The organism is Paenibacillus sp. P5_B5 (genome assembly GCF_056400365.1).
On the sequence record NZ_JBFULK010000001.1, the window covers coordinates 220,852 to 244,115 of the forward strand.

Consider the following 23,264-nt stretch of genomic DNA (forward strand, 5'->3'; position numbering starts at 1 on the left):
AACACTGTAAAAATTGTGATAATTTTAATACTATATGTTTGAATGCATGGACAACAGGAAGGACTACCTTCCTGGTTGTGTTATGCTTTTATATAGAAGAGATTCATTGGAGCGGTGGTTGATTGGGGAGAGGGGATAGTTTATGTATTTACATGGTACAAGTACGATAAATAATCAAGGTCATTTAGAAATTGGAGGGGTCGACAGCGTTGAATTAGCTGCTAAGTATGGCACACCTCTATATGTAATGGATGAAGGTCTTATTCGTCAGCGTTGCCAAGAATTTATGGAAGCATTCCGTACATCGGGGTTTCGCTTTCAAGTGGCTTATGCAAGTAAAGCATTTTGTGTGAAGGCAATGTGTCGCCTTGCAGAAGAAGAAGGGTTGTCACTGGATGTCGTTTCAGACGGTGAACTCTATACAGCGTTGCAAGCTGGATTCCCTGCAGAACGCATTCATTTTCATGGAAATAACAAGACCCCGCAAGAGATCGAAATGGCGCTTGACTCGAATATCGGATGTTTTGTAGTCGATAACTTTGTTGAGCTTCATATGTTAAATGCGATTGCTGGTGAAAAAGGTAAAGTCGTTAATATCTTACTTCGAATTACGCCTGGTGTAGAAGCGCATACGCATGAATATATTTCAACAGGTCAGACAGATTCTAAGTTCGGATTTGATCTAGGCAATGGATCTGCCTATCGTGCAGTTGAAGAAGCGTCTTCATTAGTTAATTTGGCGTTGCTTGGCGTTCATTCCCATATTGGATCACAGATTTTTGAAGTAGAAGGTTTTAAGATGGCAACAGATAAAGTCGCTGGTTTTGCTGAAGAGGTACGCAAGAAGCTCAATGTTATATTTAAAGTAATCAATCTGGGTGGTGGCTTTGGTATTCGTTATATGGAAGACGATACACCATTACCTGTATCCCAATATGTAAAGGCAATAACGGATGCGATCAAAACTAATTTTGCTGCCTATGATTACCCATTGCCAGAGATTTGGGTTGAGCCAGGTCGTTCTATAGTAGGTGATTCGGGTACAACTTTATATACGGTTGGTACTTATAAGGAAATACCGGGTGTACGTAAATATGTTTCCGTTGATGGTGGTATGACGGATAATCCAAGACCAGCCTTGTACGAAGCTTCATATGAAGCTATGCTTGCGAATCGTGCAACAGAAGCGAATGAGGAAATCGTATCAATTGCAGGTAAGTGCTGTGAAAGTGGCGATATGCTGATCTGGGATGTTAATCTACCAACAGTGGAGTCTGGTGATATCCTTGCTGTCTCTTGTACAGGGGCATATAATTATGCAATGGCGAGCAACTATAATAGGCTTCGTCGTCCAGCAGTTGTATTTGTTCAGAATGGTCACTCGGATGTTGTGATTAAACGTGAATCCTATCAAGATATCGTCTCGAATGATCTCATTCCAGAACGTCTGAATAAAGCTGTTAGTGAAGCGGCATTAGGTCGTTAATCTAATCGGATATATCATTATTATTTATCATGTATGTAATGGAGGAATAACATCATGCTATTTATCGACAACCAAGACATTACGAATCCAAGGATTAACTTAGCTATTGAAGAATATGCGCTGAGGCATCTTCCTTTGGACGATAGCTATTTGTTATTCTATATTAACGAATCATCGATTATTATCGGTAAAAATCAAAATACGATCGAAGAAATTAATACGGATTATGTGCAAGAGAACGATATTCATGTGGTTCGCCGTTTATCAGGCGGCGGAGCGGTCTATCATGATCTAGGTAACTTAAACTTCAGCTTTATTACGAAGGATGATGGCCAATCTTTTCACAATTTCCGCAAGTTCACTGAACCTGTCGTACAGGCATTAAATAAACTAGGTGTCGAATGTGAGCTGACAGGTCGCAATGATATCCAAGTCGGTGAACGTAAAATTTCTGGTAATGCACAGTTTATTACTAAAGGGCGTATGTTTAGTCATGGTACGCTTTTATTCAATTCTGAAATTGAACATGTGGTATCCGCACTAAAGGTCAACGCTGCCAAAATTCAGTCCAAAGGTACAAAGTCTATTCGTAGCCGGGTTGCGAATATTTCTGAGTTTTTGAATGAGACAATGACCATTGCTGAGTTTAGAGCTGAGCTGCTTCGTAACATATTTGGTTTAGAAGTTGATCAAGTACCACAATATCACCTGACAGAAACAGATTGGGCAAAGATACACGAAATATCAGCAGAGCGCTATCAGAACTGGGATTGGAATTACGGCTTATCACCAAAGAGTAATATTCAGAACATGAAACGCTTCCCAGCGGGTATTATCGATATCCGTATGGATGTTGCTGAGGGACGAATCAACGGTCTCAAAATTTATGGTGATTTCTTCGGTGTAGGTGATGTAACCGAGCTAGAAGACAAGCTGTCCGGTGTTCGGTATGAGGAATCAGCAGTGCGTGAAGCCTTGGCTGAAGTTGAAGTCCAAAGTTATTTTGGTGCAATCACTAAAGATGATTTAGTAGGATTGATGTTTTTACGAGAAGAATGATTGAATTAATATTATATAAAAATTTAGAGGTGCTTTTTGAATCAAATAAATGGAATTGTGGCACGTAATCAATTAAGTAAGGACGAGCTTGATCAGATTAAGGCTTTGGAACAAGCTTGTACTACCGCTGATCCGATGATGATTAAATTAAATTGGAATACACTTGGTAGTAGAACTGGCACAGAAGTAAACGACTTCTTGATGTATAAGGATGGTAAGTTAGTTGGATTTCTAGGTTTGTATAGCTTTGGAAGTGTTGAGATTGAAACTAGCGGAATGATTCATCCAGATTATAGGCGAAGCGGGCTATTCACTGAACTATTGACATGTGCTTTGATAGAAAGCAAGAATCGGCAATATAAGAAAATGCTTCTAATTGCCCCAGGTAGTTCTAACTCAGGTAAAGCGTTCGTAGTAGAAGCTAATTCGGAGTATTCCTTCTCAGAGTATTATATGGAACGTAATGATTCTAGTGCTCCTGTGACTGCAGAAGGAACGAGAGTAAGCTTGAGACAGGCAACAGAGGCTGATGCCAGCTTGCTTGTTCAGCTTAACCAGGACGGCTTCTCAATGACGTATGAGGATGCTGAGGAGTGGGTCAAGCATTCACTTTCTTCGGATGATGATATTAATCTGATAGCTGAATTAGATGGTGTACCTATTGGCAAACTTGGCATCATGGTTCAAGAGAAGAATGCTTTTATATTTGGTTTTTGTGTAGCGACTGAATATCAGGGGCAAGGGCACGGACGTAACATTTTAAATCAAGCGATTATATATGGGCAAAATGTACTTCATAAACCCTATTCTGCGCTCGAAGTTTCTGTTAGTAATGAGGGAGCATTAAATCTGTACCTATCTTGTGGATTCATGAAAGTAAGCAGCAATGATTATTATTCAATTATCCTGTAAGGTTGACTTATACACTTAATTTGTATAGGCTAGTGGAATCGTGTAAAATAAACACATCTCATTATACATAAGGAGTGAATGACACAATGGCTAAACAAGCGAAAATTAAAATGCAAGGCGGCGGTGAGGTTGTCATCGATTTATTCGATCAAGACGCACCGAATACAGTAGCTAATTTCGAGAAATTGGCAAACTCAGGATTCTATAATGGTTTGACTTTTCACCGTGTAATTCCTGGTTTCGTAGCTCAGGGTGGTTGCCCGAATGGTAGTGGAACAGGCGGTCCTGGTTACAACATCAACTGTGAGATCAACCCGAACAAACATGAGCGTGGATCGCTAGCAATGGCGCATGCTGGTCGCAATACGGGTGGAAGTCAGTTCTACATTTGTTACGGACCACAGCCGCATTTAGATGGTGGGCACACTGTGTTTGGTAAAGTAACTAAAGGCATGGAATTCGTTGATGAATTCAAAGGCCGCGATGTTATGGAGACAGTAGAAGTCGTAGATTTGTAGGATTCTTTATACATGAATAAACCTGTCAGTGGGCGCGAAGCGCTTACTGACAGGTTTTTTGTGTTCTAAATGTATTCGACAAAAATAGAAAAATTGTTTTTTTGCTGACAACCAGATAACGACATTATTACCAAATCGGTTGAGCTATAATAAGTTTGCCACTTAAGAAAAGGGTAATTCATAACAAGCGAGGTTCACAAAAATGATGAATGAAGAACTACAATTAGTTAACTCAACGAAAAACTTTGTAGAGGCAAATCAAACCAAAATTGAGTTAGACATATATATGATATTATCCCAGTTAGGTATTAACCAAACGAAGTGGCCATTAGAGTTTAAAGATTCATCATCCGCTCTGCTCGGACAAATGCAATAAATCGTTTCGTTTCGTCCTCTGTCAGCTTCCGACCATCAACCATTAAACTAAATTTATCAAGAATTTCATTATCAGATAGCTCCAAATCATCAACAAATTGCTGAACTTCGTTATCTAAGCTATTTGTTGGTATTTGTGTTCTACCAATGAGATAGTCAACAGAAACTTGAAATAGATCAGCTAATTGTGTTAGTGTCTCAAAATCGGGCTTTCGACGATTTTTTTCGTAGTGTGAAAGCGCAGCTCGTGTAATTTTAAGTGAGGCTGCTAAGTATTCCTGTGTCCATCCTCGTTGCTCCCTTAGCTCCGCAATTCGATCTCCGTAACTCATAATTGCCCCCTTAGCTCCGCAATTCGATCTCCATAACTCATAATTGCCCCCTTAAATGTCGTATAAACATCCGATTAATGAAGTTTGTCATAGTTTTGTAATTAACGATACATATCGTCACATATATCAAGAAATTTTACTTGACATGATACTATATGTATCATAAATTAAAAGTATTAAAAGATACGATTTGTATCACATATTATTTATGAAAATCTTCGAATAACTTTATTTTACTATAATTCAAACATTGATGCATTAATTTTTCCATGTATAAGGTAGGTGTTACCCTTGATCGATATTCACTGTCATATCCTCCCGCAAATTGATGATGGTCCGAGAGATTGGAATGAATCACTGCGGATGGCTATGATTGCCGTAAATAATGGGATACATACGATTACCGCTACACCTCATCATGGAAATGGTCGGTATGAGAACCCAGCAAGTAAAATTATCGAACAAGTGAAAATATTCAACGATAAACTCCGTGAAAAGGATATTCCACTTACTGTGTTCCCAGGACAAGAATTCTATTTGCATGAGGATTATAAACAAGAATTCGAACAAGGCAACTTACTAACTCTAGCAAACTCCCCTTATATGCTAGTAGAGTTACCAACACGTGTTATACCAACCTATTTCTACGATTTTGTTGCGTATATGTTAAGTAAGTCAATCCAGATTGTAATAGCACATCCAGAACGATATTCTGCTATCATCCAAAAGCCACGAATACTAGCGGAATGGATAGATTTGGGGATAATGACACAAATTACTGCCGGTTCCTTATTAGGACTTAACGGCAGAAAAATGCAGAAAACAGCAATCGAAATTTGTAAGCTGAATTTGGTGCATTTTATTGCCTCGGATGCACATAACTCGGTATCGAGAGGTTTTTATCTGAGGGAGGGGTATTATAAATTATCAGAAATTGTTGGGGAGATAGGGGTGAACGGGTATTATCGAAGAACTTCAAGTTTAGTAGAACTGTAAATGCTGAAATGGAGGAATAGTAATGGAACTCGATTTGAAAGTAATATTCAGTATGTTTAAAAAGAGGATCTGGCTGATTGCAATGGTCGTCATTTTATTTACGGCTGCAGTAGGTGTTTATTTTTATATATTTGCTCAACCAACCTATGAAGCATCGACTAAAATAATCGTAAATAAGACACGTACGGTAAATGGTGAAACTGAAATTAGTATGGGTGATGTCGAAACGAATATCAAAATTATGGGAACGTATAAGGACCTCTTAAAAACAGACTGGATCATGAAGGATGTTGCGCTCTCTCATCCAGAGTTTAAACTGACTAGCAAGGATTTGATAGACAAAATTAGTGTAAGTGAATCAAATGGCTCACAGGTAATGACTTTTAGTGTAAGGGATCATTCGTATTCATTCGCTGTAGAAATTGTGAATGCGATTACGAAGCAGTTCCACCAGAAAATTCCTGAATTAATTGAGGTCAAAAATATTACGATACTGAATGAGGCGGATTTGTATGCTGTACCAGAACCGATAGGTCCTTCTCCATTGTTCAATGTATTCATTGCTTTCGCAACTTCGTTATTGTTGGGAATCGGTCTTACGTTTTTACTTGAGTATTTGGATGACACCTTAAAGAATGAACATGAAATTGAGCAAATGATCGGTCTTCCAACTCTGGCGATTATCCCTAAAATAAATCAACGAGAGTATAAACTAAGAAAATTCAAAAATAAATTGATACCTAAAGATAAGGTTGGTGAAAAAACGTATGCAACAAATTAATCCTCTAGCTATGATTACCGACGTGAATTCACTCTCACCTGTATCGGAAACGTATCGAATGCTACGGACAAATTTGCAATTTCTCATTTATGAACATGGTATTCAAGTTATGTCCGTCGTTTCAGCCAATTCTAGTGAGGGTAAAACAACTACACTTGTAAATCTTGCGATTACTTTCGCTAACGAAGGTAAACGAGTCATTCTGATTGATGGCGATATGAGGCGTTCCTCTTTGCATCAAATCTTTCAATTGGATAATGAATTGGGATTGTCTACACTATTGCGCAGTCGCCAAGAATTAAAAACGATCATTTATCAAACCCATATTAGTAATCTCGATGTGATTACAGCTGGACCAATTCCAATCAATCCGTCAGAATTGTTAGGATCATTGGAGATGAATCAACTTTTAGATCAATTAAAGAGTCAATACGATCTTGTTTTATTCGATTCTCCACCACTGCTTGTTGCCGACTCCAAAATTATTGCGAGAAACTCGGATGGAGTCATTATTATCGTTCGCTCAGGTAAAACAAGACGGAGTGATGTACTGAAAGTGAAATCTCAGCTTGAGAGTGTAAATGTAAACATACTTGGCGTAGTCCTGAACAATCATAAGTTGAAAATAAAAAATTATTATTATCAATAGCGTTGCCAGCAAGAATAAGATTTAAAGAAGATGCTGATATCAAAAGGCGAAAGAAGTTTTTTTACCTAAGGTAATATCTACTATACCTATATCATTGTAGATACTCGGTTATACTGTGGGCATTTATGTGCCTTAGGCATTTATTGTCAAAGGTATGATGTGAGGTGGGGTTAGATGCCCCTTATTTTGTTTAATCAATTGTTGATTGGTGTTCCCGTCAACAAATGATATCTAATCAAGAATTGATTAAATAGAACAATTATCTTGAGTAAGGGGCTACAAATTAATGAGCAATATGTCAACAAGAATAGTTCAATTCAGAAGTAGGCTACTCACCAACAAGCTTTTACAAAACACCTTATGGATGCTAATTGGACATGGATCTAGGATTTTGATTCAAGCTGTATATTTTATATTAATTGCACGTATTTTAGGCACACACGGCTTTGGCGCTTTCGTGGGTGTTGTCGCTTTTACTTCAATACTATCGCAATTTACAGGCTTAGGAACAGGGATTTTAATGATTAAGAATGTCTCAAGAGATCAAAGCTCGTTTTCGATTTTCTGGGGAAATGCACTTTTCGTGACCGTTATGTCTGGCACTGCAATGATCGGAGTATCAATTGGACTCTCACACTTTATTTTTCCTGAGACTGTTTCATTATTGTTAATAATTTCAATTGCGCTGTCTGATCTTTTGTTTTTACCGCTGCTAGATATAAGTACGCAGGCTTTTCAGGCATTTGAAAAAATGTTTTGGACATCTCAATTACAAGTCTGGTTAAGTGTAATCAGAATGCTTTCTGCTATTGCGTTATCCGTATTTTTTATGAGTCCTACACCCGAGCAATGGGGGTTATTCTATTTATCAGGAACGGTATTAAGTGCAATAATTGGATATATCACAGTCACGATTAAACTTGGCTTACCATCGATTAACTTGACTAAATACTGGAGCGAGGCTAAAGAAGGGCTGTACTTTTGTATGAGTCAACTAGCTCAGGGGCTATTTAATGATTCAGACAAGACGATGCTCCCCAGATTATCCAGCGTCGAAGCGTCAGGTATCTATACTTCAGCTTATCGATTTATAGAAGTAGCATTCACACCAATCCGTTCGCTTTTGGCTGCATCTACATCCAGGTTTTTTAAACATGGTGCTTCAGGTATTGAAGGTGCTTGGCATTTTGCAAAGAAAATTTTCCCGGTTGGTTGTGTTTTAGGATTTGCTTCAGGCATTGTTTTGTATCTAATGGCTCCAATTGTTCCTTATATTTTGGGTTCCGATTATCAACATGCAATGGTAGCGATTCAGTTGCTCTCGGTGATCCCTTTGTTCAAAGCGATTAATTATTTTGCTGCAGACTTATTAACAAGTTCTGGATTTCAAGGGTATAGAAGCTTGATTCAGTTCTCAGTGACGTTCCTCAGTATTGGATTGAACTTTGTTATTATCCCAATTTATTCGTGGATAGGAGCGGCTTTCGTAGGTATTGGCGCTAATCTCTTGTTAGGTGGTTGTTTATGGGGTGCGGTTGCTTACTTGAGAATGAAAGATAAGCGTAAGATGAAATTGTACAAATTTATGACAATGTAAGCTAAAGTGTTTCGTTTTACATTTTGGTAAGGGGGTTCTATAGATTGATAGTCGCTGTTCACCAACCTAATTATATACCCTGGATTGGATTTTTTGACAAAATGGATCAGTCCCATATTTTTGTTATTTTGGATACAGTGCAGCATTCTAGAAAGAGTGTTACGCATCGGAACTCAATCAAGAGTCCGAGCGGAAGCTTGTTATTATCAGTCCCAATTCAAAATAAAGGTCAACCGATTAACAGATTGCTTATACATAATGAGGATAACTGGAAAGCAAATCATTGGAAAAGTATTACATATAATTATAGTAGATCTAAGTATTGGGAGTTGTACGAACCATCATTCAAGCAAATCTATCATTCAAATTGGACGCGTTTATATGATTTGAATTTGAACTTAATTTACTTAATTCGTACTATTCTACAAATCGAGACGAAAATCGTTATTGAATCAGAATTAGAATCCACGTTTGAGGTTGGTAGTAGGCGAATAGTGAATATTTGTAAGAACCTTGGAGCGACGACTTACTTGTCGGGTGTGGGAGCTAAGTCTTATAACGATGAGGAGGATTTTCAAAGAAATGGCATTGATCTCGTTTACCAGCGCTTTATTCACCCGTTTTACAATCAGCAATGGGGTTCATTTATAAGTCATTTATCGATTTTGGATATGATATTCAATCATGGTCCTCACGCAATTGAAATTATTCGACAATATCGTAATTATGAAAATGACTCGGAGGTGCAGTATGTCTAAGAAAATAGTCGTGCTCTCACCACATACAGATGATGGTGAGCTTGGTTGTGGAGCTACACTAGCCAGAGCAATAAGCAAGGGGCATGAGGTTTACTATCTAGCATTTACAGGTGCGGAGCAATCAGTTCCCAAAGGCTATCCTTCTAATATCTTGAGACAAGAAGTGAAGAAGGCAACACTCGCTTTGGGGATTAAGCCTGATAATGTGGATGTGTTATCGTATCCCGTGCGCGAGTTCAATTCATTTCGACAAGAAATACTTGAGGATTTAGTTCGGATGAACAGACGGTTAAATCCTGATATTGTGTATATTCCTTCACTGCGAGATCGACATCAAGATCATCAAGTAATTGCGAATGAAGGATTTCGTGCATTTAAATCATCTTCTATATTTTCGTATGAGCTTCCATGGAATAATGTGGATTTTTCTGCACACGGATTTGTGGATGTGGATGAGAGACTATTGCAGCAAAAAATGGACGCATTGAGTTGTTATGAATCACAAAGTCATCGTCCTTATATGTCTGAATCGTTTATTAAAGGTTGGGCAATGATGCGAGGCGTTCAATGCGGTAAAACATACGCAGAATCATTCGAGGTTTTACGTGCCTTTTTATAAGTATATCAGAAAATTTATGGGGATAAGGTGATGGATATGTCTCAAACGTCGATCATTTCATTAAAAGAATCGATTCTCGAAAAGATTAGGAATCGAACAGCAATTGTAGGGGTTATCGGATTAGGTTATGTAGGACTACCGTTTGCACTTGAGAAGGCAAAGGTAGGATTTCACGTTATAGGTGTGGATCAAAATCCGCTTAAGGTGAACCAAATTAATTATGGGCATAGTTATATTGATGATGTGAATGAAGATGAGCTGAAACTGCTTGTTGAAGAAGGATGGATTAAGGCAACTACCGATTTTACTTCCATTCAAGAAATGGATGCAATTGTCATTTGCGTACCTACGCCACTGACCAAAAACTTGGCACCTGACCTTCAATACGTCGAGCACGTTGCACAAGAAATAGCTAAGCATGTAAGACCTGGCCAATTGATTAGTCTAGAATCAACTACATACCCCGGTACAACGCAAGAGGTCATACTTCCAATTCTGGAAGCATCAGGATTGATGGTAGAGCAGGAACTATTTCTCGTTCACTCACCAGAGCGAGTTGATCCTGGTAACACACGCTATTCAACTAAAAATACGAATAAAGTCGTAGGTGGTGTAGGTCCAAACTCTCTGGAGGTAGCCGAAACCTTTTATAAGCAAACGGTTAATAATGTTATTTCTGTTTCCAGCAGTAATGCAGCAGAATTAGTAAAAGTGTTTGAGAATACGTTTCGAGCAGTTAACATCGCACTTGTTAATGAACTTGCCCTGCTCTGTGATCGAATGAATTTGAGCGTATGGGAAGTACTCGATGCAGCATTTACTAAGCCATTTGGAATCATGCCTTTTTATCCAGGCCCTGGTGTAGGTGGACACTGCATTCCTATTGATCCGCATTACTTGGAATGGAAGGCGAAGGAGTTTAATTTTAACACGCATTTTATTGCCCTGGCAGGTGAAATAAATAGGAAAATGCCGGAGTTTGTCAAGGATAAGGCATTGCGATTATTAAATCGCATAGACAAACCAATATCACATGTGCAGGTTCTAGTTCTAGGTGTTACATATAAAAAAGATGTGCCCGATTACCGTGAGTCTCCATCAATCGATGTCATTCGTTTACTGAAGGATACTGTAAAGGTTTGTTACCATGATCCTTATGTACCTGAGTTAGAAGAACATGGCTTGTATATGCAATCGATGCCCTTGACAAATAAATTGATTGATAATTCAGATATTATTATCGTTTTAACCGATCATGAGACTGTTGATTATGAATGGATCGTCAGTAGAGCAAAGCTAGTATTTGATACTCGAAATGCAACCAAAAATGTATTAAATCATAGGGAGAAAATAACATTGTTATGATAAAAGTAGGCGTTATCGGTGCTGGGCATTGGGGTAAAAATTTAATAAGAACGTTTTATGAAATGAATAGTTTGGAAGCAATTGTAGAATTAAACGCAGATATTGTTGAGGGGATTATTAGGCAGTTTCCCGATATTCAGGTTTATAGTGACTTTGATCGCTTATTAGATAGTTCTATACCTGCTGTCGTAATTGCTACACCCGCACAGACTCATTATTATTTGGCTGAGAAAGCGCTTCTCGCTGGGAAAGATGTCTTTTTGGAAAAACCCATGACATTGTCAGTTCGAGAGGCAGAGCACTTGCAAGAACTAGCGGAAAAGAATGATCGTATTTTGATGGTAGGACATATGCTTGTCTACCAGCCTGCTATTCGTTATATGAAGAGTGTGATTGATAATAGAGGAATAGGTAGTTTACATAGCTTGCATCTTAAGAGATTGAAGCTTGGTAAAGTTCGATCCGTTGAAAATGTGCTGTGGAGCTTGGGCGTTCACGATATTGCAGTTTGTTTGTACTTAACCGGTCAAGAACAGCCAGATGTTACGGTATCCGGTCATCGCATATTGCAACCGAATATTGAGGATGATGTTTATTTACACATGCGATTCAAAGATGGTGTTCAGGCACATTTACATACGTCATGGATATGGCCCGTTCAAGAAAGACGGCTTATTGCCATTGGTAGTGAAGGTTCGCTTGTTTATAACGAATTGGATCAGACAGTTACACTACACCGCCAATATATTGACTCGAGCCTTAAAGAAATCGACCAAGGAAGCGAGATTGTGTTTCAAGGCGAGTCCGAACCGCTGAAGCTGGAGTGTGAGCATTTTCTTACCTGTATACGGGATCGAACCAAGCCGCTAACTGATGGGAGTCAAGGCGTTTCTGTTGTTCAAGTAATTGAAAAAGCAATTAGTCAATTGAAAGCAGGTAATGGTAATGAGTGAACAAGACTATTATGTACATGAATCATCTTATGTAGATCAAGGTGCTGCGATAAAAGCAGGGACAAAAATATGGCATTTCTCTCATGTCATGGAAGGCACTGAAATTGGCCTCTGCTGTTCGCTCGGTCAAAATGTGTTTGTTGCACAAGGTGTTAAAATTGGCAACAACGTCAAAATTCAAAATAACGTATCTGTGTATGAAGGGGTAGTGCTTGAAGATGATGTGTTCTGCGGACCTAGCGTTGTGTTTACGAACATCAAAACACCTCGTTCTGCCTTCCCTCGAAATAAGACTGAAGATTATCGAAAAACAATTGTGAAAAAAGGGGCAAGTCTCGGAGCTAATTCAACGATTGTTTGTGGGGTTATTATAAATGAATTTGCATTCGTAGCAGCGGGAGCTGTCGTTACCAAAGATGTGCCTAAGCATGCTGTCGTTGCAGGTGTTCCAGCAGTCATCATTGGTTGGGCATGTGAATGCGGGGAAGCTTTGGAGGTAGACGATGATATTTCCACATGTCTTGCTTGTAAAAGAAGGTATTATAGCCTTGATCAGAACGGAGGGGTAGAAGATGGAAGCTATTCCAATCTTAGATTTAAAATATGAAATTGATGAGATATGGGAGGATTTAAATAAGGCTATCCAAGGTGTTCTTCGGTCGGGGACGTTTATAATGGGACCCGGTGTTCTTGCTTTTGAACAGGAAGTAGCGGATTTTCTTGGTGTTAAGCATGCCATTAGTGTCAATTCTGGCACAGATGCGCTTGTACTTGGTTTAAAAGCTGCTGGTATTGGTCCAGGTGATGAGGTGATAACGACTTCCTTTACCTTTTTTGCAACAGCTGAGGCGATCAGCCAGGTTCGCGCCAAACCTGTATTCATTGATATCGATCCGAAAACAATGAACATGGATCCTGCACAAATTGAACAGGCATTAACACCAAATACGAAAGCGATCATTCCGGTGCATCTCTTTGGGCAAGCCGCAGATATGGGGCCAATTCTTGATATTAGTTCTAGACATGGCTTGAAAGTAATCGAGGATGTTGCACAAGCATTCGGTGGCAGTTACCAGGGAACTAGGCTAGGAACAATGGGTGATATAGGTTGTTTTTCATTTTTTCCATCCAAAAATTTAGGAGCTTACGGTGATGGTGGTATGTTGACTACCAACAGCGATGAAATTGCAGAGATCGTCCGTATGCTCAGAGTTCACGGCTCAAGGAAAAAATATTACAACGAGTTGATCGGGTACAATTCCAGATTGGATGAAATGCAAGCCGCAATTTTGAGAGTAAAGCTGCCTCATTTGGATCGTTGGAATAACATGCGTCGTGAAGCTGCGGGTCGGTATAATGAACTGCTCGAAAATGTAAGTGGTATAACGACTCCATTTAAAGCTACCTATGCGGATCATGTCTACCACCAATATACGATTCGTATACTAGACGGCAAACGTGATCATGTCCAGCAAGTGCTAAAAGATCAAGGAATTGGAACAATGATTTATTATCCGACACCTGTTCATAAGCTGCCTGTATATGCGCATTTAGGATTCCGGTTGCCAATTACGAGTTCAGCTGCAGATGAGGTTATATCTTTGCCTATTTGGCCGCAGATGAAGCTCGATATGCAAGAAACAATAGTTGAATCGTTGCGAAATGCTATTGTATAGCCGTTTATCCTTAGGGGGTACTCATAAGAATGATCAACTTTATCATGTTTAAGGATATCCTATTGTATCATACGGATACTTATCTTCCATTGTTAGCTGAAGGCCTTGACAAATTCATGCCCATTTATGTGGGTTCTAGAAAAATCGTTAATTCCCTGCCGTTAGATGAAAAGAGGGTCAAAGTCTTGAATAAAGGATCTTTGCTCGGTTGGATCAAAGAAGCAATATTCAAAACAGTCGGTCTTTCTATGGGGCTTTCACACTCACTGAAAAAATATGATCCTTTATTTATACACGCACACTATGGATTTGGTGGCGTACTTGTCTTACCGATTCAACGAGCACTTAAAATTCCACTTATTGTAACTTTTCATGGTCACGATGCAACCTCTAAGGATGACTCAGATACAGAGTATTTTACTCATAGGTTATATATAAAAAAACGAAAGATACTGCAGGAACGAGCAGCATTGTTTCTTGCCGTATCCAATTTTATTAAGGATAAAATGATCGCTCAGGGCTATCCCGAAAATAAAATTATTACGCATTATCTTGGAATTGATATAGAGATATTTCGTCCCGATCCAACCATCGTTCGAGAGCCTGTCGTACTTTTTGTAGGAAGACTCGTTGAGAACAAGGGGGGCGAATATCTCATTCGTGCTATGGAGGTTGTGCAACAAACACATCCCGAAACTGAATTAATTATAATTGGTGATGGTGATCTTCGAAGTGAGCTTGAAAGCATGGCTGAGCAATCCTTAATAAAATATCGTTTTCTGGGATCACAAACGCAAGAAATGGTACGCCATTGGTTAAATAAATCCAAAGTATTATGTGTTCCGAGCATTACGATTGAATCAGGTAAATCCGAAGGATTTGGGCTTGTGTTTATCGAGGCTAATGCAATGGGCGTGCCTGTAGTCAGCTTTGAGACAGGTGGAATACCCGAGGCTGTAGAACATGAGAAAACAGGTTTTTTATTGCCAGAAAGAGATTGGCGTGGTCTAGCACTGCATATCGAAATTCTCTTGGAAAATGATGAGCTTTGGCATAAATTCAGTGAACAAGGGATCCAAAGAGTTTCCTCGGAGTTTAATCTTTACATTCAAAAGCAAAAATTAGAACAAATTTATGATCGTTTCATAACCGGTTAGGATGCATTGCAGACTCATTTAAAGGAGAGTTTACCTTGTTGCGGATTCGACAAGAGAATATACAGGTTTATAAAGCAAGTCAAGTTCCTATGGCATCTGATATTGGGTGTCAGTCAGCTGTTCAATCGCAACTCATGAAGAAAGAGGTCATTAATCGTTATTTCCATGGTGATCGAGCAAGGAAAAAAGTGTTTTTATCATTTTTGAAAAAGGGCTATATCGGGCTGCTTCTTTATGCGGGAGAGGAATGGGTTAGTTATGGATGGATGTCAACGCTTGCGGCCAACCGTCCACCGCATTTCCCTAAGCATATTGTACCTGATCAAGGATATTGGATATTTTATTGTCATACTTCTAACAAGTATAGAGGTCAAGGATTTTACAAGCGAGTTTTAACGGAATTAATACATATAGCCTCAAATCATGAACATCATACTGAAATGTATATCGATACTGAGGTAGGGAATAGGATATCCCAGAAGGGAATTCTATCATCTGGTTTTGAATTAATTGGAACTGTGCAGAGTTGGTATTTTATTTTATTCAATACATGGTTGCATTTAAAATCGAAATGGGGAGAAAACAATTGAAGCTAGAACAGCTAGTCGAATTGGAAATGAACCAAATGATCGCTGATGTACAACATTCCGAAGTAGGAGATTCTGATGTGTTTTTCAGCGAGGGGTGGACTGTTTTTAACGAAATCAAATGGGGGGTTACCAGCAAAAAAGTTCACATCAATGGAAACGAAACCAATCAACCGAGTCTCGAAGTGAATTTGTTTCTAAACAAGCAAGGCAAAATTGTTCGACCGCCGATGAATCCCTATTTGCCAATCAGGTTTAAGACAACATCGACGAGTAATAAGTTTCGTCAGAATGCGCAATGGTTAAGTATTTGCAAGTCACTTATGCATGAATTTAGTGAACACGATCTTTCTAATACCATTTTTTTACCGACTCAAATCGTTGATATAAGGCCATGGCAGTGGGCTGGACTTAGGACGAGTGTTCGCTATACGTATGTTGTTGAATTCCCTTACAACCTTGGGCAGGCTGATACTGAGGTGCGCAGGAAAATTAACAAAGCACAGAAGCATGGTTATGTTTGTGAGCGTACGACGAATATGCGTCATGTCTTTGAATGCCTCTTGGAAACCGAGACCCGGCAAGGATTTACACATCAATTGACGCTTGCAGATCTGGAGCTAGCCTTGGAGCTCATAAGTGAAGATCATTTGTTAGCTTATGTTGCCTATACACCGAGCGGAGAGCCTGTAAGTGCAGAAATTATTCTGTATAGTCCTGGTGGCTATGGCTATGGCTGGGCATGCGGAAACAAGAAAGAACATCTCAAAAATGGGGTTAATCAATATTTGATGCACTTTGCTATGGAAGATCTAAAGTCGAACTGTGCAAAGGGTCTGGATCTGTGCGGGGCAAATATACCTAGCGTTGCTCAAGCCAAAATGAGCTGGGGTGTAAACGTTAAACCGTATTATACAATAGATAGTTTCAGTATTCAGACATTAACCAAATGGAGTCGCGACTGGATTCGTTATGCCAGGAAGAAAGGTGAGAAAAGTTGAGTGTGCTGCACCTTCATCATCCACCGGGCTATCTAGCAGAAAGAAAATACATATATGACGTCATCTTTCAAGAATTTCTCGGAATAACTTATCAGACCTATGAAGAAGATCGAACCGATATCCGAATTGTACTTTCCGATGGTATAAATGGCACAGACAGTAAGGAATTGGCGATCTGTGATGTGCTTCTGCAAACGCAGGAGCATGAATGGCTAACAGCTTATTCGCTGCCTATCACTCCGCTAGATCATTATGAGAGTCAGAACCAGCGTGCTTTGCCTGTTATTTATGGGAAGCTACTATCAGAAGGGACTTATTTCTATGCCTCCGAAACAAGGATAGAGTTAGGAATTGATGTGTTTGGCAGCATTTTTTTTATGCTTACTCGTTATGAAGAATTGGTTAAGCCAGAGCGTGATCATCGAGTAAGATTTCCAGCGTCTGCTTCATTAGCTTTGGAGGGAAATTTTCTGGAAAGACCGATTGTGAATGAATATGTGGAACTTCTATATAGCTGTTTACAACAGCTATGGCCACAAATATCAAGAATAAAACGTCATTATCGAACTTATCTTAGTCACGATGTAGACGTGCCGCTCTTAGCTGCTGGAAGGTCTCTCAGGCAGGTTATGAAGAACGCAGCAGGGGATATAGTCAGACACAAATCTTTTACTGCTGCGATCATGCGTATGCGCTCCTATATGCGGGGGAAGCTCGGGGACTACGATTCGGATGATGCCAATACTTTTGATTTCATTATGGATGTAAGTGAGCAAAAGGGTGTGCAAAGCGCTTTTTATTTTATTACAAGCCGAAGTGCAGGAACTATTGATGGTGATTATTCGATGCAAGACCCTTGGATTCGGAAGCTGCTTCGAAACATTCACACGCGAGGTCATGAAATTGGTTTGCATCCAAGCTACAATTCATTTGATCAAAAAGAGATGCTTCTTAAGGAATTCTCTATTTTGAAGGCATCTTGTCAAGACGAAGAAATTGTACAGGAACGATGGGGGGGACGTCAACATTATTTGCGCTTTGATGCAGCTCATACGTGGCAAGCTTGGGAATTAACGGGTCTTGATTACGACAGCACGCTGAGTTATGCGGATCATGTAGGCTTTCGAAGCGGTGTATGTTACGAATATCCCGTGTTTGATCTACGCATGAGACAACAATTGAATCTGCGCGAGCGTCCGCTTATTGTGATGGAGCAAACGTTATTGAGTGGGGATTATATGCAGACATCTGTAGAGGATGCTTACGATAAAACAATCGAATTGTCCAGAATTTGCAAAATGTTTAATGGTGATTTCACACTATTGTGGCATAATGACGAATTAATCGAACCTAAGCAAAGGGAGCTCTATCAAAATATCGTCAAGGTAATCTAACAGGGTGTATAAGGGAGGACAAAGGGTTGCGAATTTTATTTATTTCTTATTTTTTTCCACCCTATAATACGATTGGTGCCGTTCGAACGGGTAAAATGGCAAAATATTTGACAAAGTTAGGGCATGAAGTGTTTATAATATCTGCTAAAAATCAGCCTTTACAACGAACATTATCTTTGGAAGTACCAGACGATCATGTTGTTTATACAGATTGGGTGGATGTGAACAAACCTATACAATTCCTATTAGGTGGCAGAGCGAGCGTAGCAGATCGAGGATATATACCTCCTAAGGGTATTCTTCGACAAACTTTCAAATGGCTGGGGCGTACTTACAAAACTGCAATTAATTTTCCGGATGGTCAAATCGGTTGGGTGCCATATGCAATTAGAGAAGGATCAAAGCTTATAAGGAATTGGAAGCCAGATATTATTTATGCAAGTGCAATGCCGCATTCCTCACTCCTAGTTGCCAAATCTTTATCTCAGAAGTATGGGATACCGTGGATAGCTGAGTTTCGTGATCTTTGGGTTGATTATCAATATTATCATTACGGAAGAGTTAGAAAGACGATTGAGACATGGTTAGAGCATAACACGCTATCCACTGCCTCAGGCTTCGTCACAGTTTCAGAACCTTTGGCAGAGACGCTACGAAAGAAGTATAGCGGCAAGCCCACTCAGGTTATCATGAATGGCTATGACATAGATGATTTTGGTATAAAATACGAGGATAATCATGAAGATATTCTTAAGATAGTTTATACAGGAATGGTATATGAGGGAAGAGAGGATCCATCTCCACTATTTAAAGCGTTAAAACTGATAGGCGATCAGAGTCATAAGGTTCGCATTGAGTTCTATGGACGTTACCTCGAAACAGTACGAGAGTTAGCTAAACTACATGAAGTAGATCATCTTGTACAGATTAATTCGCCTGTTCCATATCATGAATCTGTTCAATTACAATGCCAAGCAGACATATTGTTGCTACTTCTATGGAACGATCCGATGGAGAAAGGAATTTATAGCGGAAAATTATTTGAATACATCGGGGCAAGGCGACCTATTCTTGCTATTGGTTGTGAGGACAACGTTGCATCGGAGCTAATACGAGATCGTAACGTAGGTATAACATTGCAGAACGAAGTACAAATTGCCGCATTGTTGCTTGAATGGATGGATGAAAAACGATTGTCTTCAATTCCAAGTAAACCACTCGAAGCAATTGTAGGCTTATCTAGAGAAGATCAAGCACATCTTCTAGATACATTTTTGCATTCCATTATACAAGCGAATGAACCCCTCAAGCAGCTTCATGCTTATGAGGTGATGTGAGATGAATAGTGTGCCTATGGAGGTATCCTTTTTCCCCTCCTTATATTTTAAAATGATTTGGTTTTTGATGCCACTTTGTGCAGTTGTTTTTATCGAACCATCTCCTTATGATTTTGTGATTTTACTCGCATTTGTAATCGGTGTTTATTGTTCTTACCTCATTTTTCCTAGTTATATGGGATTACCTTTACTATTGATAGGTATTTTCTTATTGAGCAATTTAATTCCAATGCTATTCGTTAATGATGGTCAATTAACATCAATAAAATATTTTTTAATTACTTTCTATTTATTTGTGTCTTGGTTGTTTTTTGTTGGGCTCCACAATCGTTTTAAAGAAAAAATCTTAAAAGTGATTTTCTCTGGTTATGTAGCAGCTGCCCTATTCTCAACCTTGATAGGTGTGCTAGCTTACCTAAATATTATTCCGACATTCGATATATTAACGAAATATGGAAGAGTGACAGCTTTTTTTAAAGATCCTAATGTATTTGGTCCGTTTGTAGTGCCTGCAGTTGTTATCGCCCTGCACAATATGGTAACCAAACGAAGACAGATGATGTTGTTCTGGATACCTGTCTTTATATTTCTAGCTGTTGGGGTACTGCTAAGTTTCTCAAGAGCAGCATGGGCCAATTGTTTCATTGCCTGCACAGCGTACTTATTATTTCCATACTCAGTTCATCTAAAAAAAAGGCTGATTGCGCTTCTTTCAATCTTAATCATTGCTGCGCCGATAATGGGCTATGTTATTGCAAGTCCGAGTATAAACAGCATGTTTGTTGATCGATTTGGGATGAAAAAGTACGATGATGATCGGTTTGGAACACAACAAAAGGCGCTGAGTCAAGTCTTAGAAAGCCCACTTGGTATTGGACCTGGACAGTCGGAACTTGTATATTCATATGCTACACATAGCTTATACGTTCGTGTAATTACCGAGTATGGCATTATTGGTTTTATTGCTTTCATGTTGTTCTTAATGATAACGATATATCGGGCATTTTATAACGCATGCTTACGGAAAAGCCCGTATCATGCGTATTTTATTGTGTTTTTTTCATGTTTGATAGGAATTTTATTTAACAGTTTTTTCGTTGATACTTTACATTGGAGGCATTTTTGGCTGCTGCTAGCCCTTCCATGGATGCCTAACGGATCGAATCCACGTCAATCATCGTAAAGAGGAGTTTTTATGAAAATCGTACAATTAATTACACGATCAGATAGTATAGGCGGAGCTCAAATGCATGTATTTGACTTATCACTCTCTTTAAAAAATTTAGGTCATGAAGTAACTGTGCTTGTTGGTGGGAAGGGGCCATTCTGTGATCTTCTGACAAGTAACGGAATTACATGTATATCGATACGACAATTGGTTCGCTCGATACGACCGATTCCGGATTGGCGGGCTTTTATGGAAATTCGCCGGGTTATCAAGCAATTGAAGCCAGATTTAGTCGCAACACATTCCTCTAAAGCAGGCTGGATCGGACGGATTGTTGGCAGGTCGTTAGGCATACCAACTGTATTTACAGCACATGGTTGGTCGTTTGCAGAAGGTGTACCTGCTAATCAGAGAAGGATGTATTTATTTGCGGAGAAGTTGGCTGCTCATTTGGCAACACGAATCGTAACGGTATCCGAGTATGATCTCGTGTTAGCGTTACGCCACAAAGTTGCGACTGCGAATCAACTTGTTGCGATTCATAATGGCATTCCAGATTTACCTAGTCTATTAGCACATCCCGGTCATAATCCGGCAAAATTGGTAATGGTTGCACGGTTCGAGCCACAGAAGGATCATCGCACTCTCATTCTCGCACTTGCACAGATACGTGATTTGAAATGGGAATTAGATTTAATTGGTGACGGGCCTTTAAGACCGCAAATGGAGATAATGGTTCGTGAGCTCCAGCTAGATCAGCATATTCATTTTTTAGGGGAATGCAAGGATGTACCCCGACTTTTGACACATACACAGATTTTCTTGTTGATTTCTAATTGGGAGGGGTTCCCAATTAGTATATTGGAGGCCATGCGTGCGGGCATTCCTGTAATCGCATCAGATGTTGGGGGCGTTCGAGAATCAGTGGAGGATGAAGTTAATGGATATCTCATACCACGAGGTAATGTTGAGCTACTGACTGAACGGATGAAACAGCTTATTTGGAATCCAGAGCTTCGTGTTCAGCTTGGAAAAGAAGGTCGTCACAGATTTGAAACTCAATTCAAGTCTAAACATATGAATGACAAAATATTATCCTTATATGAGGAGATAACTCAAGACAAAATAGATTTAAGGGAGAGTAGGGTATGAGCAATATTTCCAAATTTCGATGGGTTCACGCATTGATTTTACTTGCTGATCTTGCTTGGGTTCATCTAGGGTATCTATATGCCTACTGGGTTTATGATCAATTACACTCGCTTAGCTATTTTATAGTGCTGTATGGGAAACATCTACCTTGGGTTTCCATGGTCGCACTATTTACATTTTATCTATATGGGCTTAGTAATGTTAGTCGAGGAAAAAGAATACAAAGCGATGTTTTCACAACGATACTATCCGTAATTACACTAAACTGTGCGATAGCCTTGCTTTCACTCTTTTTTAAACCATTTGCTTTGCCAAGTTATGTATATGTAGCTGCATGCATGGTTCAGATCGCTTTAATTTTCCTATTCCATCTCATCTTCTCCAGCTTGAATAAACGTTTGTTTGGGAGAAAGAAGGTGATGATTATTGGAGAAAGTGTTCACGCAGGAAGGTTACTTGAGCACAAGGTTCAAAATATAGGAAGTGGTTGGTTCGAGATCATGGACTCCATTCATGCTACAGATTGGAGGGAAAGTAAGCATAAGTTGGATAATTCTGATGTCGTTCTTATTCAACTGAATTTTACCGATAAGGAAGAAATCATGGGATATTGCGCTTTGAAAGGCAAGGAAGTTCTAGTTGTACCTGAATTGTCAGATTTATTTATTTTGAATGCTGATGTACAACATATGGATGATCTGCTTGTACTGTCTATCAAACCTCCCCGTCTAAATTTGGGCGAACGGTTCTTTAAACGATTTTTTGATTTAGTTATTTCATTTTTATTACTTGTGTTATTAAGTCCGGTGTTTATGGTTTTGTTTATATGGATAACGCTCACTTCATCAGGGTCAGCCATATTTACACAAATTCGTTCAGGATTGAATGGCGCAGAGTTCCAAATTTATAAGTTCCGAACGATGGTCCATGATGCTGAATCGTTAAGCGGACCAATACTAGCAACGGATAAAGATCCAAGAATTACACGAGTTGGCAAAATACTACGTGCTACAAGGCTGGATGAATTACCGCAGTTAATCAATGTATTGAAAGGTGATATGAGTTTAATTGGTCCGAGGCCAGAACGTCCCTTCTTCGTCAATCAGTTTATGGAAATAATACCAACGTACAGCTATCGAATGACGATGCGGCCTGGTATAACAGGTTTAGCTCAAATTATGGGAAAGTATAATACATCAGCAGAGGATAAACACCGATTTGATCTTATGTACTTACGTCAATATAGTTTTCTGCTAGACATCAAAATTTTGCTGCAAACGCTACTTGTTGTGTTAAGTAAAGAACAGGCTGCAGGGGTTCAGACTGTCACAACACTCTCAAGCATTGCGGAATCTGCTGAAAAGATGTGAAAATTCAAAGTTTCACGAAATG

At 39.2% G+C, this 23,264-nt stretch carries 23 protein-coding genes; 22 read left to right on the forward strand and 1 reads right to left on the reverse strand.

Translation table 11 applies throughout. The features are described from left to right. Positions 1-142: 142 nt before the first annotated feature. From lysA to AC1DOK_RS01135, 4 genes are all read left to right on the forward strand, one after another. Positions 143-1,486 carry a diaminopimelate decarboxylase gene (lysA, locus tag AC1DOK_RS01120; protein ID WP_477552380.1) on the forward strand — a complete coding sequence of 448 codons (1,344 nt, stop codon included), beginning with the start codon at positions 143-145 and terminating at the stop codon, positions 1,484-1,486. Positions 1,487-1,540: 54 nt separating this feature from the next. Next, positions 1,541-2,545 (forward strand): lipoate--protein ligase, encoded by a 1,005-nt coding sequence (locus tag AC1DOK_RS01125; protein WP_477552381.1) that lies wholly within the window; start codon positions 1,541-1,543, stop codon positions 2,543-2,545. Positions 2,546-2,581: 36 nt separating this feature from the next. Then, a complete protein-coding gene (locus AC1DOK_RS01130) occupies positions 2,582-3,457 on the forward strand; it encodes a GNAT family N-acetyltransferase (protein WP_477552382.1) in 876 nt (291 codons plus the stop codon). An 86-nt stretch (positions 3,458-3,543) separates the two neighbouring features. Beyond that, positions 3,544-3,975, forward strand: a complete 432-nt coding sequence (locus AC1DOK_RS01135; protein ID WP_477552383.1) for a peptidylprolyl isomerase — start codon at positions 3,544-3,546, stop codon at positions 3,973-3,975. A gap of 335 nt (positions 3,976-4,310) precedes the next feature. Here AC1DOK_RS01135 and AC1DOK_RS01140 read toward each other — a convergent pair whose 3' ends face one another. Then, on the reverse strand, positions 4,311-4,682 hold the full coding sequence (locus AC1DOK_RS01140; protein WP_477552384.1) for a helix-turn-helix domain-containing protein: 372 nt from the start codon (positions 4,680-4,682) through the stop codon (positions 4,311-4,313). Positions 4,683-4,973: 291 nt separating this feature from the next. On the opposite strand from AC1DOK_RS01140, the gene AC1DOK_RS01145 reads away from it, so the two are divergent. The 18 genes from AC1DOK_RS01145 to AC1DOK_RS01230 all read left to right on the forward strand — a co-directional run bounded on the left by AC1DOK_RS01145 (position 4,974) and on the right by AC1DOK_RS01230 (position 23,242). Continuing rightward, positions 4,974-5,678 carry a tyrosine-protein phosphatase gene (locus AC1DOK_RS01145; protein WP_477552385.1) on the forward strand — a complete coding sequence of 235 codons (705 nt, stop codon included), beginning with the start codon at positions 4,974-4,976 and terminating at the stop codon, positions 5,676-5,678. 22 nt (positions 5,679-5,700) lie between these two features. Then, the gene (locus tag AC1DOK_RS01150; RefSeq protein WP_477552386.1) at positions 5,701-6,459 is read left to right on the forward strand and encodes a YveK family protein; all 759 of its coding nucleotides are present in this window, start codon (positions 5,701-5,703) and stop codon (positions 6,457-6,459) included. Then, positions 6,446-7,108, forward strand: coding sequence for a CpsD/CapB family tyrosine-protein kinase (locus AC1DOK_RS01155; RefSeq protein WP_477552387.1), 663 nt, complete (start codon positions 6,446-6,448; stop codon positions 7,106-7,108). Before AC1DOK_RS01150 ends, AC1DOK_RS01155 begins: the two co-directional genes overlap by 14 nt. Positions 7,109-7,394: 286 nt before the next feature. Then, positions 7,395-8,705 carry an oligosaccharide flippase family protein gene (locus tag AC1DOK_RS01160; RefSeq protein ID WP_477552388.1) on the forward strand — a complete coding sequence of 437 codons (1,311 nt, stop codon included), beginning with the start codon at positions 7,395-7,397 and terminating at the stop codon, positions 8,703-8,705. Positions 8,706-8,749: 44 nt separating this feature from the next. Continuing rightward, positions 8,750-9,463: a WbqC family protein gene (locus AC1DOK_RS01165; RefSeq protein ID WP_477552389.1), complete on the forward strand. Its 714-nt coding sequence runs from the start codon at positions 8,750-8,752 to the stop codon at positions 9,461-9,463. Next, positions 9,456-10,082 carry a PIG-L deacetylase family protein gene (locus tag AC1DOK_RS01170; RefSeq protein ID WP_477552390.1) on the forward strand — a complete coding sequence of 209 codons (627 nt, stop codon included), beginning with the start codon at positions 9,456-9,458 and terminating at the stop codon, positions 10,080-10,082. The genes AC1DOK_RS01165 and AC1DOK_RS01170 overlap by 8 nt, the downstream gene beginning before the upstream one ends. A 36-nt stretch (positions 10,083-10,118) precedes the next feature. After that, the gene (locus AC1DOK_RS01175; RefSeq protein WP_477552666.1) at positions 10,119-11,447 is read left to right on the forward strand and encodes a nucleotide sugar dehydrogenase; all 1,329 of its coding nucleotides are present in this window, start codon (positions 10,119-10,121) and stop codon (positions 11,445-11,447) included. Next, positions 11,444-12,400 (forward strand): Gfo/Idh/MocA family protein, encoded by a 957-nt coding sequence (locus AC1DOK_RS01180; RefSeq protein ID WP_477552391.1) that lies wholly within the window; start codon positions 11,444-11,446, stop codon positions 12,398-12,400. The genes AC1DOK_RS01175 and AC1DOK_RS01180 overlap by 4 nt, the downstream gene beginning before the upstream one ends. After that, a complete protein-coding gene (locus AC1DOK_RS01185) occupies positions 12,393-13,007 on the forward strand; it encodes an acyltransferase (RefSeq protein WP_477552392.1) in 615 nt (204 codons plus the stop codon). Before AC1DOK_RS01180 ends, AC1DOK_RS01185 begins: the two co-directional genes overlap by 8 nt. Continuing rightward, the gene (locus AC1DOK_RS01190) at positions 12,973-14,076 is read left to right on the forward strand and encodes a DegT/DnrJ/EryC1/StrS family aminotransferase (RefSeq protein ID WP_477552393.1); all 1,104 of its coding nucleotides are present in this window, start codon (positions 12,973-12,975) and stop codon (positions 14,074-14,076) included. Before AC1DOK_RS01185 ends, AC1DOK_RS01190 begins: the two co-directional genes overlap by 35 nt. Before the next feature lie 29 nt (positions 14,077-14,105). Next, positions 14,106-15,233 carry a glycosyltransferase gene (locus AC1DOK_RS01195; protein ID WP_477552394.1) on the forward strand — a complete coding sequence of 376 codons (1,128 nt, stop codon included), beginning with the start codon at positions 14,106-14,108 and terminating at the stop codon, positions 15,231-15,233. Between the two features lie 35 nt (positions 15,234-15,268). Continuing rightward, positions 15,269-15,823, forward strand: coding sequence for a GNAT family N-acetyltransferase (locus AC1DOK_RS01200; protein ID WP_477552395.1), 555 nt, complete (start codon positions 15,269-15,271; stop codon positions 15,821-15,823). Then, a complete protein-coding gene (locus AC1DOK_RS01205) occupies positions 15,784-16,821 on the forward strand; it encodes a GNAT family N-acetyltransferase (RefSeq protein WP_477552396.1) in 1,038 nt (345 codons plus the stop codon). Before AC1DOK_RS01200 ends, AC1DOK_RS01205 begins: the two co-directional genes overlap by 40 nt. A gap of 2 nt (positions 16,822-16,823) precedes the next feature. Continuing rightward, positions 16,824-18,215, forward strand: coding sequence for a polysaccharide deacetylase family protein (locus AC1DOK_RS01210; RefSeq protein WP_477552667.1), 1,392 nt, complete (start codon positions 16,824-16,826; stop codon positions 18,213-18,215). Between the two features lie 26 nt (positions 18,216-18,241). After that, positions 18,242-19,552 carry a glycosyltransferase gene (locus AC1DOK_RS01215; protein ID WP_477552397.1) on the forward strand — a complete coding sequence of 437 codons (1,311 nt, stop codon included), beginning with the start codon at positions 18,242-18,244 and terminating at the stop codon, positions 19,550-19,552. Between the two features lie 52 nt (positions 19,553-19,604). Then, entirely contained in the window at positions 19,605-20,735 is a 1,131-nt protein-coding gene (locus AC1DOK_RS01220; RefSeq protein WP_477552398.1) for an O-antigen ligase family protein, read from the forward strand. Positions 20,736-20,747: 12 nt separating this feature from the next. Then, positions 20,748-21,872, forward strand: a complete 1,125-nt coding sequence (locus AC1DOK_RS01225) for a glycosyltransferase family 4 protein (RefSeq protein ID WP_477552399.1) — start codon at positions 20,748-20,750, stop codon at positions 21,870-21,872. Then, entirely contained in the window at positions 21,869-23,242 is a 1,374-nt protein-coding gene (locus AC1DOK_RS01230) for a sugar transferase (RefSeq protein WP_477552400.1), read from the forward strand. Before AC1DOK_RS01225 ends, AC1DOK_RS01230 begins: the two co-directional genes overlap by 4 nt. Positions 23,243-23,264 lie beyond the last annotated feature (22 nt).

Excerpts from the sequence above, each read along its gene's own strand:
- lysA (WP_477552380.1), top strand. The coding sequence starts at position 143 with ATGTATTTACATGGTACAAGTACGATAAATAATCAAGGTCATTTAGAA.
- AC1DOK_RS01125 (WP_477552381.1), top strand. The coding sequence starts at position 1,541 with ATGCTATTTATCGACAACCAAGACATTACGAATCCAAGGATTAACTTA.
- AC1DOK_RS01135 (WP_477552383.1), top strand. The coding sequence starts at position 3,544 with ATGGCTAAACAAGCGAAAATTAAAATGCAAGGCGGCGGTGAGGTTGTC.
- AC1DOK_RS01140 (WP_477552384.1), bottom strand. The coding sequence starts at position 4,682 with ATGAGTTACGGAGATCGAATTGCGGAGCTAAGGGAGCAACGAGGATGG.
- AC1DOK_RS01150 (WP_477552386.1), top strand. The coding sequence starts at position 5,701 with ATGGAACTCGATTTGAAAGTAATATTCAGTATGTTTAAAAAGAGGATC.
- AC1DOK_RS01155 (WP_477552387.1), top strand. The coding sequence starts at position 6,446 with ATGCAACAAATTAATCCTCTAGCTATGATTACCGACGTGAATTCACTC.
- AC1DOK_RS01160 (WP_477552388.1), top strand. The coding sequence starts at position 7,395 with ATGAGCAATATGTCAACAAGAATAGTTCAATTCAGAAGTAGGCTACTC.
- AC1DOK_RS01170 (WP_477552390.1), top strand. The coding sequence starts at position 9,456 with ATGTCTAAGAAAATAGTCGTGCTCTCACCACATACAGATGATGGTGAG.
- AC1DOK_RS01175 (WP_477552666.1), top strand. The coding sequence starts at position 10,119 with ATGTCTCAAACGTCGATCATTTCATTAAAAGAATCGATTCTCGAAAAG.
- AC1DOK_RS01180 (WP_477552391.1), top strand. The coding sequence starts at position 11,444 with ATGATAAAAGTAGGCGTTATCGGTGCTGGGCATTGGGGTAAAAATTTA.
- AC1DOK_RS01185 (WP_477552392.1), top strand. The coding sequence starts at position 12,393 with ATGAGTGAACAAGACTATTATGTACATGAATCATCTTATGTAGATCAA.
- AC1DOK_RS01190 (WP_477552393.1), top strand. The coding sequence starts at position 12,973 with ATGGAAGCTATTCCAATCTTAGATTTAAAATATGAAATTGATGAGATA.
- AC1DOK_RS01195 (WP_477552394.1), top strand. The coding sequence starts at position 14,106 with ATGATCAACTTTATCATGTTTAAGGATATCCTATTGTATCATACGGAT.
- AC1DOK_RS01205 (WP_477552396.1), top strand. The coding sequence starts at position 15,784 with ATGGTTGCATTTAAAATCGAAATGGGGAGAAAACAATTGAAGCTAGAA.
- AC1DOK_RS01220 (WP_477552398.1), top strand. The coding sequence starts at position 19,605 with ATGATTTGGTTTTTGATGCCACTTTGTGCAGTTGTTTTTATCGAACCA.
- AC1DOK_RS01225 (WP_477552399.1), top strand. The coding sequence starts at position 20,748 with ATGAAAATCGTACAATTAATTACACGATCAGATAGTATAGGCGGAGCT.
- AC1DOK_RS01230 (WP_477552400.1), top strand. The coding sequence starts at position 21,869 with ATGAGCAATATTTCCAAATTTCGATGGGTTCACGCATTGATTTTACTT.